The 17,084-nt window shown below is 70.2% G+C and carries 21 protein-coding genes; 11 read left to right on the top strand and 10 right to left on the bottom strand.

The features are described 5' to 3' along the window. Positions 1 to 14: 14 nt before the first annotated feature. Positions 15 to 359 (top strand): hypothetical protein, encoded by a 345-nt coding sequence (locus tag J2X63_RS05850; RefSeq protein WP_309975033.1) that lies wholly within the window; start codon positions 15 to 17, stop codon positions 357 to 359. A 3-nt stretch (positions 360 to 362) separates the two neighbouring features. Here J2X63_RS05850 and J2X63_RS05845 read toward each other — a convergent pair whose 3' ends face one another. From J2X63_RS05845 to J2X63_RS05835, 3 genes are read right to left on the bottom strand one after another with little or no spacing between them, the layout of a single operon-like run. Continuing rightward, positions 363 to 1,334 carry a DNA topoisomerase IB gene (locus J2X63_RS05845; protein ID WP_309975028.1) on the bottom strand — a complete coding sequence of 324 codons (972 nt, stop codon included), beginning with the start codon at positions 1,332 to 1,334 and terminating at the stop codon, positions 363 to 365. 7 nt (positions 1,335 to 1,341) lie between these two features. Next, a complete protein-coding gene (locus tag J2X63_RS05840) occupies positions 1,342 to 1,608 on the bottom strand; it encodes a Rho termination factor N-terminal domain-containing protein (protein WP_309975024.1) in 267 nt (88 codons plus the stop codon). Between the two features lie 25 nt (positions 1,609 to 1,633). After that, positions 1,634 to 2,518 carry an SDR family oxidoreductase gene (locus tag J2X63_RS05835; RefSeq protein ID WP_309975020.1) on the bottom strand — a complete coding sequence of 295 codons (885 nt, stop codon included), beginning with the start codon at positions 2,516 to 2,518 and terminating at the stop codon, positions 1,634 to 1,636. A 276-nt stretch (positions 2,519 to 2,794) separates the two neighbouring features. On the opposite strand from J2X63_RS05835, the gene J2X63_RS05830 reads away from it, so the two are divergent. The 3 genes from J2X63_RS05830 to J2X63_RS05820 all read left to right on the top strand — a co-directional run bounded on the left by J2X63_RS05830 (position 2,795) and on the right by J2X63_RS05820 (position 3,715). After that, positions 2,795 to 2,959, top strand: coding sequence for a DUF2207 domain-containing protein (locus J2X63_RS05830; RefSeq protein WP_162529547.1), 165 nt, complete (start codon positions 2,795 to 2,797; stop codon positions 2,957 to 2,959). 100 nt (positions 2,960 to 3,059) lie between these two features. Beyond that, positions 3,060 to 3,452, top strand: coding sequence for a hypothetical protein (locus tag J2X63_RS05825; protein WP_309975016.1), 393 nt, complete (start codon positions 3,060 to 3,062; stop codon positions 3,450 to 3,452). A 44-nt stretch (positions 3,453 to 3,496) separates the two neighbouring features. Then, complete coding sequence (locus tag J2X63_RS05820) at positions 3,497 to 3,715, top strand: hypothetical protein (RefSeq protein ID WP_309975013.1); 219 nt, start codon at positions 3,497 to 3,499, stop codon at positions 3,713 to 3,715. Between the two features lie 59 nt (positions 3,716 to 3,774). Here J2X63_RS05820 and J2X63_RS05815 read toward each other — a convergent pair whose 3' ends face one another. Both J2X63_RS05815 and J2X63_RS05810 read right to left on the bottom strand, forming a co-directional pair. Beyond that, complete coding sequence (locus J2X63_RS05815) at positions 3,775 to 4,269, bottom strand: SRPBCC family protein (RefSeq protein WP_309975010.1); 495 nt, start codon at positions 4,267 to 4,269, stop codon at positions 3,775 to 3,777. Positions 4,270 to 4,396: 127 nt separating this feature from the next. Next, complete coding sequence (locus J2X63_RS05810) at positions 4,397 to 4,720, bottom strand: ATP-dependent DNA ligase (protein ID WP_309975007.1); 324 nt, start codon at positions 4,718 to 4,720, stop codon at positions 4,397 to 4,399. Between the two features lie 121 nt (positions 4,721 to 4,841). Here J2X63_RS05810 and J2X63_RS05805 point away from each other — a divergent pair, with 121 nt between their 5' ends. The 4 genes from J2X63_RS05805 to J2X63_RS05790 all read left to right on the top strand — a co-directional run bounded on the left by J2X63_RS05805 (position 4,842) and on the right by J2X63_RS05790 (position 9,448). Next, positions 4,842 to 6,017, top strand: coding sequence for an alcohol dehydrogenase catalytic domain-containing protein (locus tag J2X63_RS05805; protein WP_309975004.1), 1,176 nt, complete (start codon positions 4,842 to 4,844; stop codon positions 6,015 to 6,017). A 115-nt stretch (positions 6,018 to 6,132) separates the two neighbouring features. Then, positions 6,133 to 7,515 (top strand): extracellular solute-binding protein, encoded by a 1,383-nt coding sequence (locus J2X63_RS05800; protein WP_309975002.1) that lies wholly within the window; start codon positions 6,133 to 6,135, stop codon positions 7,513 to 7,515. After that, positions 7,512 to 8,486, top strand: coding sequence for a carbohydrate ABC transporter permease (locus J2X63_RS05795; RefSeq protein ID WP_396133112.1), 975 nt, complete (start codon positions 7,512 to 7,514; stop codon positions 8,484 to 8,486). The genes J2X63_RS05800 and J2X63_RS05795 overlap by 4 nt, the downstream gene beginning before the upstream one ends. Next, positions 8,483 to 9,448, top strand: coding sequence for a carbohydrate ABC transporter permease (locus J2X63_RS05790; RefSeq protein WP_309974999.1), 966 nt, complete (start codon positions 8,483 to 8,485; stop codon positions 9,446 to 9,448). Before J2X63_RS05795 ends, J2X63_RS05790 begins: the two co-directional genes overlap by 4 nt. Positions 9,449 to 9,504: 56 nt before the next feature. Here J2X63_RS05790 and J2X63_RS05785 read toward each other — a convergent pair whose 3' ends face one another. The 5 genes from J2X63_RS05785 to J2X63_RS05765 form a co-directional block, all read right to left on the bottom strand. After that, a complete protein-coding gene (locus J2X63_RS05785; protein WP_309974996.1) occupies positions 9,505 to 9,786 on the bottom strand; it encodes a hypothetical protein in 282 nt (93 codons plus the stop codon). A gap of 134 nt (positions 9,787 to 9,920) precedes the next feature. Further along, complete coding sequence (locus tag J2X63_RS05780; protein WP_309974993.1) at positions 9,921 to 10,271, bottom strand: PRC-barrel domain containing protein; 351 nt, start codon at positions 10,269 to 10,271, stop codon at positions 9,921 to 9,923. Then, positions 10,258 to 10,719 (bottom strand): hypothetical protein, encoded by a 462-nt coding sequence (locus tag J2X63_RS05775; protein WP_309974990.1) that lies wholly within the window; start codon positions 10,717 to 10,719, stop codon positions 10,258 to 10,260. The genes J2X63_RS05780 and J2X63_RS05775 overlap by 14 nt, the downstream gene beginning before the upstream one ends. Then, the gene (locus J2X63_RS05770; RefSeq protein WP_309974987.1) at positions 10,716 to 11,945 is read right to left on the bottom strand and encodes a divalent metal cation transporter; all 1,230 of its coding nucleotides are present in this window, start codon (positions 11,943 to 11,945) and stop codon (positions 10,716 to 10,718) included. Before J2X63_RS05770 ends, J2X63_RS05775 begins: the two co-directional genes overlap by 4 nt. Beyond that, on the bottom strand, positions 11,942 to 12,415 hold the full coding sequence (locus J2X63_RS05765; protein WP_309974982.1) for a hypothetical protein: 474 nt from the start codon (positions 12,413 to 12,415) through the stop codon (positions 11,942 to 11,944). The genes J2X63_RS05770 and J2X63_RS05765 overlap by 4 nt, the downstream gene beginning before the upstream one ends. Positions 12,416 to 12,522: 107 nt before the next feature. Here J2X63_RS05765 and J2X63_RS05760 point away from each other — a divergent pair, with 107 nt between their 5' ends. The 3 genes from J2X63_RS05760 to J2X63_RS05750 all read left to right on the top strand — a co-directional run bounded on the left by J2X63_RS05760 (position 12,523) and on the right by J2X63_RS05750 (position 17,036). Next, positions 12,523 to 13,530, top strand: coding sequence for a LacI family DNA-binding transcriptional regulator (locus J2X63_RS05760; RefSeq protein WP_309974978.1), 1,008 nt, complete (start codon positions 12,523 to 12,525; stop codon positions 13,528 to 13,530). Positions 13,531 to 13,918: 388 nt separating this feature from the next. Next, positions 13,919 to 15,598 (top strand): glycoside hydrolase family 13 protein, encoded by a 1,680-nt coding sequence (locus tag J2X63_RS05755; protein ID WP_309977813.1) that lies wholly within the window; start codon positions 13,919 to 13,921, stop codon positions 15,596 to 15,598. Positions 15,599 to 15,677: 79 nt separating this feature from the next. Then, the gene (locus J2X63_RS05750) at positions 15,678 to 17,036 is read left to right on the top strand and encodes an extracellular solute-binding protein (RefSeq protein ID WP_309974975.1); all 1,359 of its coding nucleotides are present in this window, start codon (positions 15,678 to 15,680) and stop codon (positions 17,034 to 17,036) included. Positions 17,037 to 17,084 lie beyond the last annotated feature (48 nt).

Raw genomic sequence — 17,084 nt, 5'->3', positions numbered from 1 at the left:
GGTACGCTTCGACCGTGGGCACTCTCTACTACGGGCAGGCGGCTGCTCCCATCGGCATCGAGGACCGCGCGCTCGCGCACCTCAAGGTCGCGATCACGACCAAGCTCCGCCGGGGCGAGAGCCTGACCCTGTCGTGGATCCACCCCGACGGCCAGCCCGGCGGGCGAAGCACGATCTGGGTGCATCCCACGATCCCCATGCGGTTTGTCTTCGACGAGCCCGAGGCGCCCGACCTCAGCCGCGACTGGGTCGAGGAGTTGATGCGGTCGGCCAACAGCACCGGCGGCATCACGCTCGTCCAGGAGCACATCGACACGGCGGTGCCCGAACCGGTCACCCAGCCGTTCGCCGCCGCCTGACCGTCACGCGTCGTCGACGAGCAGTGCGAGCAGCGCGGTCTCGCGCGCGCCGCGCAGGCTGACGGTGCGGCCGTGCTCGTAGGCGTCGAGCACGCGCGGGTCGACGTAGCTCGCCTTCGCGATCGTCGGCGTGTTCCCGAGCACCTCGCTCGCGTGCACGATCGCCTCCCGGATGGCCCGGCCTCTCGCGCGGGCGGTGCCCTCCACGCCGAGCTGCGCGAGCCGGTCCGCCGCCTCGATCGTGCCGCGCAGGGTGCGGAAGTCCTTCGCGGTGAAGTCGCCCCCGGTGCGTGCGCGGATGTCGTCGTTGACGTCGGTCGCGATCGCGGCCCGCATGCGTCGCCCGTCGGTCCACGCGTAGAGGCGCGACGCGGGCGACCGCTGGGAGTTGTGCTCCACGAACGTCGCGAGCGCGGCGTCGTGCACCCGGAGGTTCTGCGTGATGCCGCCCTTGGCCCGGAACCGGAACCGCACGGTCTCGGGCGGGTCGAGGGCGGCGTTGCGCACGAGCAGCGTCGTCAGCCCGCGGTTGCGGAAGCCGGCGAGCGACTCCTCCGAGCCGATCCGGATCGCGCCGAGGTCGAGCGTGCGGAACGCCGCGGCCAGCACCCGCTCCCGCGGCAGGGCGTCCAGCGCGAGGTCGCGGAGTGCGGAGCGTCGGGCATCGGGCAGCACCCCGGCCAGGGCGGTCATCCGCAGGAACTTCTCCTGGTCCTGCTGCTCGCGCCACACGGGGTGGTAGAGGTACTGCCGCCGTCCCGCGGCATCCACCCCCACGGCGAGGATGTGCGCGTTGGCCGCCTCCGCGATCCACACGTCCTTCCACGCCGGCGGGATGGCGAGGTCGGCGATGCGAGCACGTTCGGCACGACCCGCCACCCCTCCGTCGCTGTGCACGTAGGCGAACCCACGGCCGCGCCTCACCCGGGCGAATCCCGGGGAGACGTAGGGCGTCACCCGTTTGAGGCGCGGCATCCGAGGCTCAGTGGTTGCGCAGTGCCGAGATCAGTTCGGCCTTGCGCTTGCTGCTGTACCCCGTGAGGCCGATCTCCTTGGCCCGCTTCTTCAGCTCCTCGACGGTCCAGTCGTCGTAGTCGCCGCTCCTGCCGCCCTTGCGTCCGACGGCGCTGCGTCCCTGGTTGGCAGCCGCGTTCGAGATGCGGGCGGCCTTCTCCTTCGAGGCGCCGTCGTCGCGGAGCTTCTCGTAGAGCTCCGGGTCCTTCAGCGACGAGTTCTTGCGTCCGGGCATGGTTCCCTCTCCTTCCTCTGCGGCCTCAGAGCCCTCGGCCGCCGGTGACGGGCAGCACGGCTCCCGAGACGTACGACGCGTCGTCCGACGCGAGGTACACGTAGGCGCCCGCCAGCTCCGCCGGCTGGCCGGCCCGGCCGAGCGGAGTGTCCCGCCCGAAGCCGGCGAGCTTGTCGGGCCAGCCCGTCGACGGGATCAGCGGCGTCCAGATCGGCCCGGGGGCCACCGCGTTCACCCGGATGCCGCGTGGCCCGAGCTCCTCCGCGAGCGCCGTCGTGAACGCCACGAGCGCGGCCTTCGTCATGGCGTAGTCGACCAGGGCGCTCGACGGATCGAAGCCCTGGATCGAGGTGGTGGTGATGATGCTCGATCCGGCGTCCATGAGCGGCACGGCAGCCCTGGCCAGGAACACCGGCGCGAACAGGTTGACGCGCATGACGGCCTCGAAGTCATCGGTGGGCAGCTCGGCGATGCCGCTGCGGTTCCGCTGGTGCGCGGCGTTCAGCACGAGCAGGTCGAGGCCCCCGAACGCCTGTTCGGTGTGGTCGACGAGGTCCATGCAGTGCTGTTCACTGCGCAGGTCGCCGGGCAACAGCAGCGGGTCGCCGCCGGCGTCGGCGATCCACTCGCGGGTCTCGTCCGCATCGCGCTGCTCGCTCGGCAGATACGAGATCGCGACGCGGGCGCCTTCGCGTGCGAACGCGATGGCGACGGCGCGGCCGATGCCCGAGTCGCCGCCCGTGATGAGGGCGCGCCGCCCCACCAGGCGGCCGCTGCCCCGATAGCTCTGCTCGCCGTGGTCGGGAAGGGGGGCCATCGCCTCGGTCAGCCCGGGCGGCTCCTGTTCCTGCCGTGGGAACGGGTCGGTCGTGTGCTTCGTGGTGGGATCGATGAGCTGCTCATCGAGCATGGTTGTTCGCCCCCTTCGACCGCAGTCACGCTACGCGCGGCCTCCGCGCGAGTCAGGGGGTTGACAGGCGATCGGATGCCGCGAAGCCCGGGTTTCCGCGCTTTCCCACCGCGATTAGCACTCCGCGCGAAGAGCGGTCAACCCCTGTGCGGCGCACCTCCAGCGGCCCTACCTTCATGGAATGGACGTACCCGCGTCCCGAGGCGCCGCCCGCAACGGCGGCACCGGAATCCGTACCCCGTCGATCACGGGGGCGGATCACACGAAGGAGAGATCATGAACATCCTCGTCGCCATCCTCGCCGTCATCGCGATCATCCTGCTCATCACGGGCGGCGTCGTGCCCACGCTGAACTTCCTGCTGTGGGTCGGAATCGTGCTGCTGGTCATCGCGGCCATCGTGTTCCTCGTGCGCTACCTCAGCGGTCGCCGCACGGTCTGATCCATCGCGAGACCTCACACGGGAGCGGGCGGCCTTCGGGCCGCCCGCTCCGATCGTTTCCATATGTGCCGGAACCGCCGTCGGGACGTATGCTGAGGCGGTGGGAACCCTGTACTACGGCGACTCCGGCACCCCGATCGGCATCGAGGACCGGGCACTCGCGCACCTGAAGATCGCCATCACGACGAAGCTGCGCCGAGGCGAGAGCTTCACCCTGTCGTGGCAGCACGCCGAAGACCAGCCGCGTGGCCGCAGCACGCTCTGGCTGCACCCGTCGATCCCGCTGCGCTTCGTCTTCGACGAGCCCGTCGCACCCGAGCTGAGTCGCAGTTGGATCGAAGAGCTGATGCGATCGGCGAACAGCACGGGCGGCATCCGCCTGGTTCCCGAGCAGCTCGACACCGATCCGATCACTTCCGTGCCGGGTCAGCCGGTGCAGGTCGGCGTCGATGTGCAGCAGGTCGACGTCGACAGCGAGACGCAGCCCGCGTAGTCGAGCGAGCTCGGCCGCGGCGGAGCGCCGGAGGAGGAGCACAGATGGACAACGCTCAGGATGCCGCGGCTCGCGCGGAGATCGAACGCTGGTGGCCGCACCTCTCGATCGAGGCGAAGCATCGGCTGCTGGCTCGGTTGGAGGCGGACCTCGACGCCGAGACCGTCGCGGAGATCATGTCGCTCACCGGCGGCACGGCACCCGATCGGCTGTCACTCGCCGAGCGGCAGTTCGTGATCACCCAGATCGAGGCGGTCGACTGACGCACGACGAGACGCAGCCCGTGCGGGGCTGCGTCCCGTCATCCGTTCGATCCGTCGCGTCAGACGACGCCGCTGCCCGAGCGGTCCGTCCGCTCGCCCTCGTGCACCTCGCCGCGCCAGGCGCCGGTCTCGGCGCCGCGACGCTCGATGAACTCCTTGAAGCGCTTGAGGTCGCTCTTGACCTGCAGGTCGTCGAGTTGCAGTGCCGCACCGGCCTGCTCGACGAAGCCCTCCGGCTCCCACTCGATCTCGAGGTCGATGCGGGTGCGGTCGGCGTCGAGCTCAGTGAAGCTCACGCTTCCGCGGTGCAGCACCTCCTCGTTCACGCTGCGCCAGGCCACGTGCCGGTCGGGCACCTGGTCGACGATCTCGGCGTCGAACTCGCGCTTCACGCCGCCGATCGACACGACCCAGTGGGTCATCGTCGAGCTCAGCTGGGTCACGCGGTCGACGCCGCCGAGGAACTCGGGGAACGACTCGAACTGGGTCCACTGGTCGTACGCCACGCGAACAGGAACGTCCACCTCGGTCGACGCGGTCAGGGTCGTGCTCATGATGCGGTCCTCCGTTCCGGGCACGGTGATGCGCCCCGAACCACGTTAGGAAGGCCCGCGTTCGGTCACGAGGGGCTTGCCGCTTCCGCGGGCTCCTGCTACCCGGTCGGGGAGGTGCTCGGGCGGGTCAGTCGGCGTCGATCGGCTCGTTCTCGGCGGGCTCGGGCACGAACTGGAGGCCCGACGTGCTGTTCGCCGAGAGCAGCAGCTGCTCGATCCACAGCTTGTTGAGCTTGGGCGTGCGGTTGCCGCTGAAGACGAACTGCAGGGGAATGGACTCGTGCAGCCAGATCGTCGTGCGGCCGCTGCCGTTCTCGACGCCGTGCTCCCACGTCATCGAGAAGCTCTCGGAACGCCGCAGCTTGTTGAGGATCGCGACGCGCAGGTGGGCCAGGGTGCGGTCGTCGATGTCGATCTCGCGCGCTGACGAGTTGTAGATGAACTTGCCCATGCCGAGACTCTAGTCGCCGCCCGAGCCCCGTCGATACGGGCGCGGCCGGCGGGCCGGGGATGGAGCCGCGGTGGCGTCAACCCCCTGCCACGGGCGAGGGTCGCCGCGTAGGAACGAGGGCATGAAAGCGCTCACCTGGCATGCCACCAAGGACGTCCGGGTCGTCGACGTTCCCGACGCGACCATCCTCGATCCCACCGACGCGGTCGTGCGAGTGACCTCCACCGCGATCTGCGGCTCCGACCTGCACCTCTACGACCTGTTCGGGCCGTTCCTGCACCGCGGCGACATCCTCGGGCACGAGACGATGGGCGTCGTCGAGGCGGTCGGCGCGGAGGTGCGCCGGGTGGCCGTCGGCGACCGGGTGGTCGTGCCGTTCGTGATCTCGTGCGGGCACTGCTTCATGTGCGCCCGAGGCCTGACGACGCAGTGCGAGACGACCCAGAACCGAGACCAGGGCACCGGGGCCGAGCTCTACGGCTACACCGAGCTGTACGGGTCCGTGCCGGGCGGGCAGGCGGAGTACCTGCGTGTGCGTCGGGCAGATGCCAACGCGCAGGTGGTCGGACGCGACCTGCCGGATGAGCGCTACCTCTTCCTCAGTGACATCCTGCCCACGGCATGGCAGGGGTTCCGCTACGCGGGCGTGGTGCCAGGGGGAACCCTCACCGTGCTCGGCCTGGGCCCGGTGGGGCAGCTCGTGGCGCGGATCGCACGCCACCACGACGTCACGGTGCACGCCGTCGACCCGGTGCCCGAGCGGCGGCTCATGGCGGAGCGCCACGGCGCGATCGTGCACGACCTCGACGACGACCTGGCATCCGTCATCCGCGATGCGACCGAGGGCCGCGGGCCCGACGGCGTGGTGGACGCCGTCGGCCTGGAGGCGCACGGCAACCCGGCCACCGCCTTCGCCCAGGCCGCGGTCGGGGTGCTGCCCGACGGCCTGGCGAAGCCCCTCATGATCAACGCCGGGCTCGACCGCCTCGCCGCCATCGACCTGGCCATCGACCTCGTGCGGCGCGGTGGCACCGTGTCGGTGAGCGGCGTGTACGCGGGCTCGCTCGACCCGATGCCGCTCATGACGATCTTCGACAAGCAGCTCACCATGCGGTTCGGCCAGTGCAACGTGCATCACTGGCTTCCCGAGCTGCTGCCGCTCGCCGAGGACCCGGCGGATCCGTTGGGACTCGAGGACCTCGCCACGCACCGCGTGCCGCTCGAGCAGGCGCCCGAGATGTACGAGAAGTTCCGCGACAAGGAGGACGGCTGCATCAAAGTCATCCTGAAGCCCTGATCGAGCGTCATTTCTTGGAGAAGCGCTTCTGTCAAGCCCCTGACGAGAAGCGCTTCTCGGTACCTACCGTGACGGTGAACCGGCCACCAGCCGGTGCCCGAAACGGAGGCTCACCATGCATCGTGCTCGAATCGGATTGGCGCTCGCGGCGGCGACCGCCCTGGCGCTCAGCGGGTGCGCGGTGGGGACGGGCGGCGCAGCCTCGGACGATGCGGACTACGACCCCGATGCCGAGCTCAGCGGCGACCTCTCGGTCATGGGCTTCTCCGGCGTCGACGAGGTCGCCACCTCCCGCGTCGACTACGCCAAGGGCGAGCTCGGCGACGTGAAAGTGAAGCTCATCGAGGGCGACCTCGACATCCAGCAGTTCCTCTCGGCCGTGGCATCCGGTGAGCCGCCGGAGCTGCTCTACGCCGACCGCGACCAGGTCGGCTCGCTCGCGGCCCGCGGCGCGATCATCCCGCTGGACCGCTGCATCGACGGCGAGGGCATCGAGATGGAGCAGTTCCGCGAGTCCGCCGTCGACCAGGTCACGCTCGACGGCAAGGTCTACGGCATCCCCGAGTTCAACCAGGTGCAGGTCACCATGGCGAACGCCGACCTCCTGTCGGCCGCCGGGCTCACGATCGAGGACGTGAACGGCTCCGATCGCGAGGCGATGACCGCCGCGAACAAGGCGCTCACGAAGTCCGACGGCGGCTCGCTCAGCGTCATCGGCGTGGACTCCAAGCTGCCCGAGTTCCTGCCGCTCTGGGTCGCCGCCGCCGGCGGGTCCCTGCTCTCCGAGGACGGCAAGACGGCGAGCCTCGACTCGCAGGAAGCGATCGACTCGCTCACCTGGGCGGTCGGCATCTACGACGACCAGGGCGGCTTCAGCGCCGTGAAGGCGTTCCGCGACTCCGCCGACTTCTTCGGTGAGGGCAACCAGTTCGCCACGAACGTGCTCGGCGCCATGCCGATGGAGCAGTGGTACATCAACGTGCTGAACGAGGTGTCGCCGGATGCCCCGATGGCGTTCGACACCGTGCGCACGACGTCGGGCGACCCCATCGCCTTCGCCGGCGGTTCGGCGTGGGCCATCCCGTCCGGCACGAAGAACGCCGCGGCGGCGTGCCGCTGGGCCAAGGCCATGACCTCGGTGGACGCGTGGAAGGCCGCCGCGGAGGCTCGCATCAGCGCTCGTGAGGCCGAGGGCAAGCCGTTCACCGGCATCCTGACCGGCAACACCACCGCCGACGAGCAGATCCGCGAGATGGTGACGTCGGGCGGGGAGCCGTGGGACTCGGGCATCGAGGCCATGTACGAGGCGAACGACCACACGGTGTCGCTGCCGGCCAACCCCGCCGACGCCGAGTTCGAGCAGGCGATGCAGGACGCGGTGAACAGCGTGCTGAACGGCCAGGCCACCCCCGAGGAGGCGCTCGGCAAGGCGCAGGAGACCGCGCAGAAGGCCCTCGACGAGGGCTGGAAGAAGCTCGAGGACGGCGGTGACCAGTGACCATCGCACCGGCCCGCCCGGGCGGCCGAGTGCAGGAGCACTCCGCCGCCCCGGGCGAGCGCGAGCGGGGCCGCCGTCGGGCTCGCCGGCGCAACGTGCTGTCGGCGCTGCTCTTCCTCAGCCCATGGATGATCGGGTTCGTCGTCTTCACGGCGTGGCCGATGATCTACAGCGGCTACCTGTCGCTCACCGACTACGACGTGATCAACGACCCGAACTTCGTCGGGTTCCAGAACTACGTCGAGATGGGGTCCGACCCGAAGATCCTGCTGGCCCTCGGCAACACGGTGTTCTTCACGCTGCTGCAGGTGCCGCTCTACGTCATCGTCTCGCTCACGCTCGCGCTGCTGCTCGATCGCGCGGGACGGGCGTCGGGATTCTTCCGCACGGTGTTCTTCCTCCCGAAGATGACCCCTCCCGTGGCGGTCGGCGTGCTCTTCCTGCTGCTGTTCAACGGCCAGAACGGGCTCCTGAACACGGTGCTCGGCTGGTTCGGCATCAACGGGCCGGCATGGACGACGGACCCCGCGTGGGTGAAGCCGGGCTTGATCCTGATGTCGCTGTGGACCGTCGGTGCGTCCATCATCATCCTGCTGGCCGCCCTGCGGAACGTGCCGACCGAGCTCTACGAGTCGGCGAAGCTCGACGGCGCCGGCTTCTGGCGCACGTCGTTCAGCATCACGCTGCCGATGATCAGCCCGGCGCTGTTCTTCGTCATCATCGTGAACACCATTGCGGCCCTGCAGACGTTCGACGAGGCGTATACGGCCTTCTTCGGCGCCGGCAACACGACGTACAGCAATGACGCCGCGCTCTTCTACTCGATCTACCTGTTCCAGCAGGCGTTCGAGTTCCTGAACATGGGCTACGCATCGGCGATGGCGTGGGGGCTCTTCGTCGTCATCATGATCGTGACGGCGATCCAGCTGATCGTGTCTCGCCGATTCGTCTACTACGAGGGGGACCGATGACCGGCGTCGATGTCGACCTGCCCGTCGGGGGCGCCGCCGCTCCCGCCCCCAGGCGCGATGCTGCGGTGGCCGCGGCCGCGACCACCGTGCCGCCGACGGATGCCACTGCGCTGCGTGACGGCGGACGACGCCCGCGCACGCGCGCGAGCCGCGTCTTCGCGTGGATCGCGCTCACGCTGCTCGGCGTGATCTTCGTCTACCCGTTCGTGTGGCTCGTCAGCGCGTCGTTCAAGCCGCGCACCGAGGTCTTCGACAACAAGCTCATCCCCGACACGTTCACGCTCGACAACTACGTGACGGTCTGGCAGCAGGCGCCGCTCGGGCTGTGGCTGATGAACACGGTCATCGTCACGGTGCTGGCCGCGGTGACGGTGACGTTCTCGAGCGCCATGGTCGCGTGGGGGTTCGCCTACTTCCGGTTCCGCGGGCGAGGCGCGCTGTTCGCACTGGTGCTCGCGACGATGATGCTGCCCGGCGCCGTCACGATGATCCCGACGTTCCTGATCTGGAACGGGCTGGGCCAAGTGGGCACGCTGACCCCGCTGTGGGCCGGCAACCTCTTCGGCAGCGCGTTCTACATCTTCCTGCTGCGACAGTTCTTCCTCGGGCTGCCGCGCGACCTCTTCGAGGCGGCACGCATCGACGGGGCATCCCAGTTCGGGGTGTTCTGGCGCATCGCCCTGCCGCTCTGCAAGCCGGCGCTCGCCGTCGTGCTCGTGTTCGAGGTGCAGGCCGTGTGGACCGACCTGATGCGGGCGCTCATCTACCTGCGGGACTCGGCGACGTTCACCGTGCCCCGCGGGCTGAAGTCGCTCGTCGACGCCTTCGGGTTCGGCGGCGAGTGGCATTGGGAGATCATCGTCACGGCGAGCGTGATCACCACGATCCCGATGATCATCGTGTTCTTCATCGCGCAGCGGCAGATCATCGACGGCGTCGCGTCGTCAGGGCTGAAGGGCTGAAGGGCTGAAGCGGGCGGACGGCTGCGGGCCGAAGGGCCGGGGCCGCCCGTCCGCGATCAGCGCGCGTCGCGCTCGGGGTCGAGCGGGTCGTCGGTGAGGCGACGCGGTCTGCGCGGATCGAGTGGGTCGATGTGGCGTTGCAGCTCGTCGAGGTCGGTGATGCCGGTGTCGTCGCGGTACCTCGAGGGTGGCAGGTCGCGCAGGCGGCGCTGGATGTCGGCGTCGACTTCGGGGGAGTGGGCTGACGCGCCGGTGGGCTCGGCGTCGTCGGGCTGCCGGGCGTCGGGCGCGTCCGGCCGGGTCGTCGGTTCGGTGTCCCGACCGATCGACTGTTCCATGGTGTCGCTCCTTCCGTGCGAGCGGATGCTTCGGGGCGTCCGCTTCTCCGGACGCTACGCGCGTGGTCGAAGCGCGGCGAGGCCTTGACGCCACCGAATGCGGCGAGTAACCGGACTGGCCGGTTCGTCGGGTCTCAGGCTTCTCGCGGCGCCTGCGGCAGCATCGGGTCGAGTTGTTCGTACCCGGCGCGGAACACGACTCGCCCGACGTCGACGAGCTCCACGTCGTCCCACGCCACGAGGAACGACCCGCGATGCAGTCGGCGCTGCAGCCACGCGATGAGGAACGGACCGTCCTCGCCGCGACGCTCGTACCCCCACGTCGAGAAGCGGCTGTGCGAGCTCACGAGCACGCCCGTGACGACGGTCTCGGCGAGCAGCTGTGCGGGGGCGCCCGAGATCTCGAGCCGCACGTCGAGGACCGCGCCGAGCCGGCGGCCGTCGGCGTCGAACGCGTCGCTGCCGAGCAGGTCACTCAGGATCATGACGGCCCCCGGGGATCCGGCCGATGAGGTGGCGGCTGACCCAGCGCTCGACCCACGACGCGTCGAGCGAGTCGGCGTCGACCCCGAGCCGCACGGTCGTCCCCACTGCCGAGACGAGCTTCCACGGGATCGCGATGCGCCGCGCCGCCGGCGCGTGGCCGCCGAAGAGGCGCATGAGCAGTTGGGGCCCGGTGAGGATGGCGGCGAGCGTGGGCGGCGGGGAGCCGGGCTCGATGCGCACACCGAGCTCGATGCCGTCCAGCTCGAGGTCGTCGACCGTCGTCACGGGAACGCCCTCGCGGTCGAGCACCTGGCGGTCGAGGAGGTGCAGGTGCGCGTCGAGCACGCGCCCGCGGGGTGCGCGCGGGTCGCGCCGCGGCATCCGTCGCCCCTCGACGCGGTCGTGGTCGCGGTCGTCGCGTGCGTCGTGCTCGTGCTCGTCGTTCATGCGCCGGCTCCCGTGATGATGAGCAGGGGGATCGCGGCCAGGGCGGCCGCCAGGATGATGACCAGGTACACCTGGCCCACGAAGTTCATGCCGCGGCCGTTGACGCGGTCGCCCATGTACTCGCGGTCGTTGGCGATGACGAGGATCGGCAGGTAGGTGAGCGGCAGTGCGACCGCCGAGAACACGACCGAGTACTCCGTGACGAGGATCGGATCGACCCCGGTTGCCAGGATCGCCACCGCGATGAGGAGGCACACGATCATCGAGAGGTGGAACCGCGCCGCCTTCGCCGGCTTGCGGAACTTGCCCCACGACCAGCCGAAGTACTGCGCCAGCGTGTAGCCGCTCGACAGGGTGGTCTCGAGCGCGGCGCCGAACGTGGCGGCCAGGATGCCGACGATGACGAACGACAGGGCGATCTTGCCACCGGCCTCGGCGACGGGCAGCACGACCTGGCTGAGGCTCGTCACGTCGATCGCCGCGGGCAGCAGCACCACGGCGGCGCAGCCGGCGATGGCGATCGAGAGCAGCCCGCCGAGGGGGAAGCCGACGAGCACGTTCAGCCGTGACTTCGCGAGGTCCTTCTCCGTCCACTTCTCCTCGATCGCGCCCGAGGAGAAGAAGAACACCTCGTAGGGGGTCATCGCCGCGCCGAACAGGGCGACCGCGTAGAACCAGTACGTCGCGACGGGCTCGTCGGCCGGTGGACCCGGCTGCAGTGCCTGGCCGGCGAGCTCGCCCCAGTCGGGTGAGAGCATGAACAGGGCCACGGCGAAGACGATGAGGGTGAGCCCGAGCAGCCCCGTCACGTTCTCGAGCAGCTCGAAGCGCGCCCGCCAGATCACGATCCAGACGCCGAACGCCGCGACCGGGACCCACCAGCCGGGGTCCACGCTCGTCGCCAACTGCAACGCGAGGGCGACGCCGCCGACTTCCGCGGTGACCGTGAGCAGGTTGATGAGGAACGACGCGGCGAGGTTCGCGAGCCCCGCGCGGGGGCCGAGGCGCTCCCGGATGATCTCGAACGTCGCCCGGCCGCTCACCGCGGCGACCCGGCCCGACATCTGCGCGTACACGCAGATGCCCACGACGCCGACCAGGACCACCCAGGCGAGGCCGAGCCCGAACCGCGACCCCACGACGGCGTTCGTCACCAGGTCGCCGATGTCGACGAACCCGCCGATCGCGGTGAGCACCCCGAGGGCGACGGCGAAGATGTTCTTCACGGCCCGCCCTCCACGTCCTCCAGTCCGTCGGCGGCATCCTCCAGTTGCGGCACCGTGGCCTCGAGCGAGCCCACGCCGCCGAGCGCGTCGCGGGCGTCGTTCACGGCGTCGAGCCCGTCGCCGAGTGCGGTCAGCACCTCGTCGCGGTAGGCGGCATCCGCCTCGCCGGTGACGTCGGTCTGGGACACGGTCGTCGCAGCACTGACGAGCTCGCGCCGCGCGTCACCGAGCGTCGCCGTGGCGGTCGTGGTGAACGTGCGGTCGTCGAGCTCCTGCTGCACCACGAGCCGCGCGGTCTCGACCGCGGCGATGCCCTGGCCGACGGCCTGCTCCATCGTGGCGGAGGCGCTCGTGCAGCCGGTGAGCAGCAGCGCGGCGGCGAGCACGAGGCATCCGGATGCCACGGGGCCGGACGGCCCCCGATGGCGCCGTGCGGGCCGGCAGCGCGCGGATCCGCTCGCCCATCCCATGGGGAGATGGTGGCCCGATCGCGCGGAACTCGACAAGGCCTTGACAAGCGGTTCTCGCCGTACATGTGGTTGTCGAGTTCTTGCGAACGCTGACGTAGCATGGCCGCATGTCGAGAAGACTCGCGGATGTCGCGCGAAAGGTGGGGGTGAGCGAGGCCACCGTCAGCCGCGTGCTGAACGGCAAGCCCGGGGTCTCGGCGTCCACGCGCGACGCGGTGCTCACCGCCCTCGACGTGCTCGGCTACGAGCGGCCGACCAAGCTGCGCGGCGAGCGCGCCCGCCTCGTGGGCCTCGTGATGCCCGAGCTGCAGAATCCCATCTTCCCCGCGCTCGCCGAGGCGATCGGCGGCGGCCTCGCCCAGAACGGCTACACGCCGGTGCTCTGCATCCAGACCGCCGGCGGCATCTCCGAGTCCGACTATGTGGAGCTGCTGCTCCACCAACAGGTGTCGGGCGTGATCTTCGCGGGCGGGGCGTACGCCCAGGCCGATGTGAACCACGACCACTACGACCGACTCGTCGAGCTGAAGCTGCCGACGGTACTCGTGAACGCGCCGATCGACGGGCTCGGGTTCGCCACGGTCTCGTGCGACGACGCGACGTCGATGGAGCAGGCGCTCGGGCACCTGCTGCAGCTCGGGCACGAGCGCATCGGCATCCTGCTCGGACCACGCGACCACGTGCCCTCCCAGCGCAAGCACGCCGCCGCGGTGCGCATGGCCGAGCGGCACGGCCTCGAGCTGGGCCCCGACCGCATCGTGCACTCGCTGTACTCGCTCGAGTCGGGGCAGACGGCGGCCACGAAGCTGCTCGCGGCGGGGGTCACGGGCATCGTGTGCGCGAGCGACCCGATGGCGCTCGGCGCGATCCGTGCGGTGCGCCGCGCCGGTCTGCGCGTGCCCGACGACGTGTCGGTCATCGGCTACGACGACTCCGCGCTCATGAACTGCACCGAGCCGCCCCTCACGACCGTGCGCCAGCCGATCGAGGCCATGGGCCGCATGGTGATCGAGCTGCTCATGCGGCAGATGTCGAGCGAGGCGGCCATCGGCGACGAGGTGTTCTTCGCGCCCGAGCTCGTCGTGCGGGCGTCGACGGCACCCGCGCCGCGCTGACCGCCGCCGCTCTGCGCTCCCGCCCCCTGCCGCCCCCCGACGAAATGTAGGAACTTCCGGGCGCGCGGCGGCGTGTCGGCCGGCCACAGCCGGCGCGGCGTCCGCTGCTTCCTCCAGTTCGGCTCCGGGTCCGGCTCCGGCTCCGGCTCCGGCTCCGGCGAGGGCGGCACGGCGACGACGCGACGATGGCCAACCGCCCCGCCGAATGCGCGGAAGTGAGCAAGCCGCTCTCGCAACTTCATGTAACTGAGAGCAAGTGGATGCCTAATTGTTGAAAAGTTGCACCAATCTGTTGCTGTCATTACGTTTCGGGGTATCGACGCCGCCGTCTCCGATCGGACCGGCGCGCCGCCCGCCCGCCCGCACGGAGGAGACCGACCGCGTGACCATGCCACTCACCGAACCAGGCACGGTTCCCACCGCCCTCGCCGACGACGCGACGTGGTGGCGAAGCGCCGTGATCTACCAGGTGTACGTGCGCAGCTTCGCCGACTCCGACGGCGACGGCACCGGCGACCTGCGCGGGGTGCGCAGCCGCCTCGGCTACCTCAGGGAACTCGGCATCGACGCCCTCTGGTTCAACCCGTGGTATCCGTCGCCGTTCGCCGACGGCGGCTACGACGTGGCCGACTACCGTGACATCCACCCGGCCTTCGGCACGCTCGAGGACGCCGAGCTGCTCATCAGCGAGGCGGCGCAGCTCGGCATCCGCACCATCATCGACATCGTCCCGAACCACGTCTCGAGCGAACACGCGTGGTTCCAGGAGGCCCTCGCGGCCGGCCCGGGCAGCCCCGAGCGCGAGCGCTTCTGGTTCCACCCCGGCAAGGGCCCGAACGGCGACGAGATGCCCACGGGCTGGGTCTCGAACTTCCAGGGCGACACGTGGACCCGCACGAGGAACGCCGACGGCACCCCGGGGGAGTGGTACCTGCATCTGTTCACCCCCGAGCAGCCCGACCTCAACTGGAACCACCCCGACGTGCGGGCAGAGCACGAGGACATCCTTCGCTTCTGGTTCGATCGCGGCGTCGCGGGCGTGCGCATCGACTCAGCCGGCCTGCTGATCAAGGATCCCGAGCTCTCCGAGGTGCCCGAGGTCGTGGCGCCGGGGCAGCACCCCACCGAGGACCGCGACGAGGTGCACGACGTCTACCGTTCGTGGCGGCGCATCGCCGACTCGTACGAGGGCACCCGCGTGCTCGTCGGCGAGGTGTGGGTCCCCGACGCCGAGCGGTTCGCGGCCTACCTCCGCCCCGACGAGATGCACACTGCGTTCAACTTCGACTTCATGTCGCGGCCGTGGGATGCCGCGGCGCTGCGCACCTCGATCGACCTGATGCTCGCGGCGCACGCGCCCGTCGGCGCCCCCAGCACCTGGGTGCTCTCGAACCACGACGTGACGCGCCCCGTGACCAGATACGGCCGTGAGGACTCGAGCTTCGCCTTCGCGACGAAGCGGTTCGGCACGCCGACCGACCTCGACCTCGGCCGCCGGCGGGCCCGCGCCGCCGCGCTCCTCACCGCGGCGCTGCCCGGTTCGCTCTACCTCTACCAGGGCGACGAGCTCGGCCTGCCCGAGGTCGAGTTGCCCCGCGAGGTGCTCGAGGACCCGATGCACTTCCGGTCGGGCGGGGTCGACCCGGGCCGTGACGGATGCCGCGTGCCGCTGCCCTGGCGCGGCGCCGAGCCGCCCTTCGGCTTCAGCCCGGCCGACCCCGCCGCCGGCGTCACTGCTGCCGCACCGTGGCTGCCCCAGCCCGCCGAGTGGGCGGCCCTGACCGTGCAGGCGCAGGAGGCCGACCCGTCGTCGATGCTCTGGCTCTACCGGCAGGCCCTCCGCATCCGCAAGCGTGAGCAGGCGCTCGGCGACGGCCCGATGACGTGGCTCCCGAGCGAACCGACCGCGCTCGTCTTCCAGCGCGGCGACGACCTCGTCAACGTGACCAACCTCGGCCCCGCGCCGTTGGCGCTGCCCGACCACGACCGCATCCTCCTCGCGAGCGCCCCACTCGTCGACGGGATGCTGCCCCCAGACTCCACGGCCTGGCTCCACCGACTCGCCTGACCGTCGAGGCCGCGGCTCGCACCACGCCGCGGCGCTTCCGCACCACATCCGCACCACACAGCACCGAAAGGACTGGACAATGAAGTCACCGAGAACAGTCGCGATCGCCGGCCTCGCCGCGTTCGCGATGGTGGGCGCCCTCGCCGCCTGCAGCGCAGGAGGCGCCAGCGACAGCGGCAAGACCGAGCTGCGCGTGGCGACCTTCCCGCCCGGCGCCGACGAGGCGGCCTACACCGCCTTCGCCGAGCAGGAGAAGCAGTTCGAGAAGGAGCACCCCGACATCGACATCATCGGTGTCGAATACGAGTGGGAGGGGCCCACCTTCGCCGTGCAGCTGGCCGGCGGAAGCCTGCCCGACGTCTTCACGGTGCCGTTCACCGACTCGAAGACGCTGCTCGAGAACGGCCAGCTGATGGACGTGACGGACGAGATCGACGAGCTCGGCTACACCGACAAGTTCAACCCGATCATCCTCGACGCCGTGAAGGACGGCGACCGCATCTACGGGTTCCCGCGCCAGGCCTACGCGATGGGCCTGCACTACAACCGCACCCTGTTCGAGCAGGCCGGACTCGACCCCGACACCCCGCCGACGACGTGGGACGAGATCCGCGAGGCCGCGAAGACCATCTCGGAGAAGACCGGCAAGGCCGGATTCATGGAGATGACGCAGAACAACACGGGCGGCTGGCAGCTCACCGCGGCCACCGCGGCCCGCGGCGGCAGCATCCAGGAGGACAACGGCGACGGCACGTACACGTCGACGATCGCCAACGACGCGACGAAGGCGCACCTGCAGTACCTGCACGACCTGCGCTGGGAGGACAACTCGCTCGGGTCGAACTTCCTGCTCGACTGGGGGACCATCAACCAGGAGTTCGCCGCCGGGAACATCGGCATGTACTCCTCGGGCTCCGATGTCTACACGGCGCTCGTGCGCGACTTCTCGCTGAACCCCGACGACTACGGCCTCACCGTCGTGCCCGTCGAGGACGGCGGCGGCACGCTCGGCGGTGGTGACATCGCGGTCGTCAGCCCGACGGTCGACGACGAGACCAAGGCCGCGGCAGTCACGTGGATCGACTGGTACTACATGCAGAAGCTCCTCGACGAGGACGCCGCCGTGCTCGACGCCAAGACCCTCGCCGAGAGCGACCAGGCCGTCGGCACGCCGGTGCTGCCGGTGCTCGACCGCGAGACCTACGAGGAGTCCCTCACCTGGATCGAGCCGTACATCAACGTGCCGCGCGACCAGATGACGCCGTTCATCGAGGGCGTCTGGGACCAGACCCCCGTGGGGGAGCCGAAGGGCAAGACGCAGGAGATCTACGCGCTGCTCGACACCGTGGTGCAGGCCGTGCTCACCGAGGAGAACGCCGACATCGATGCGCTCCTCGAGCAGGCCGACGCCGACGCCCAGGCCCTGCTCGACGAGTAGGAGCCGAGCGGATGCCGCGAGCCGAACCTCCTCCCTGGGGCGGCTCGC

The sequence above is a fragment of the Agromyces sp. 3263 genome (genome assembly GCF_031456545.1).
Lineage (GTDB): Bacteria > Actinomycetota > Actinomycetes > Actinomycetales > Microbacteriaceae > Agromyces.
The sequence above is the reverse complement of the archived record's forward strand: the minus strand, read 5'-3'. Positions and strand labels throughout refer to the sequence as shown.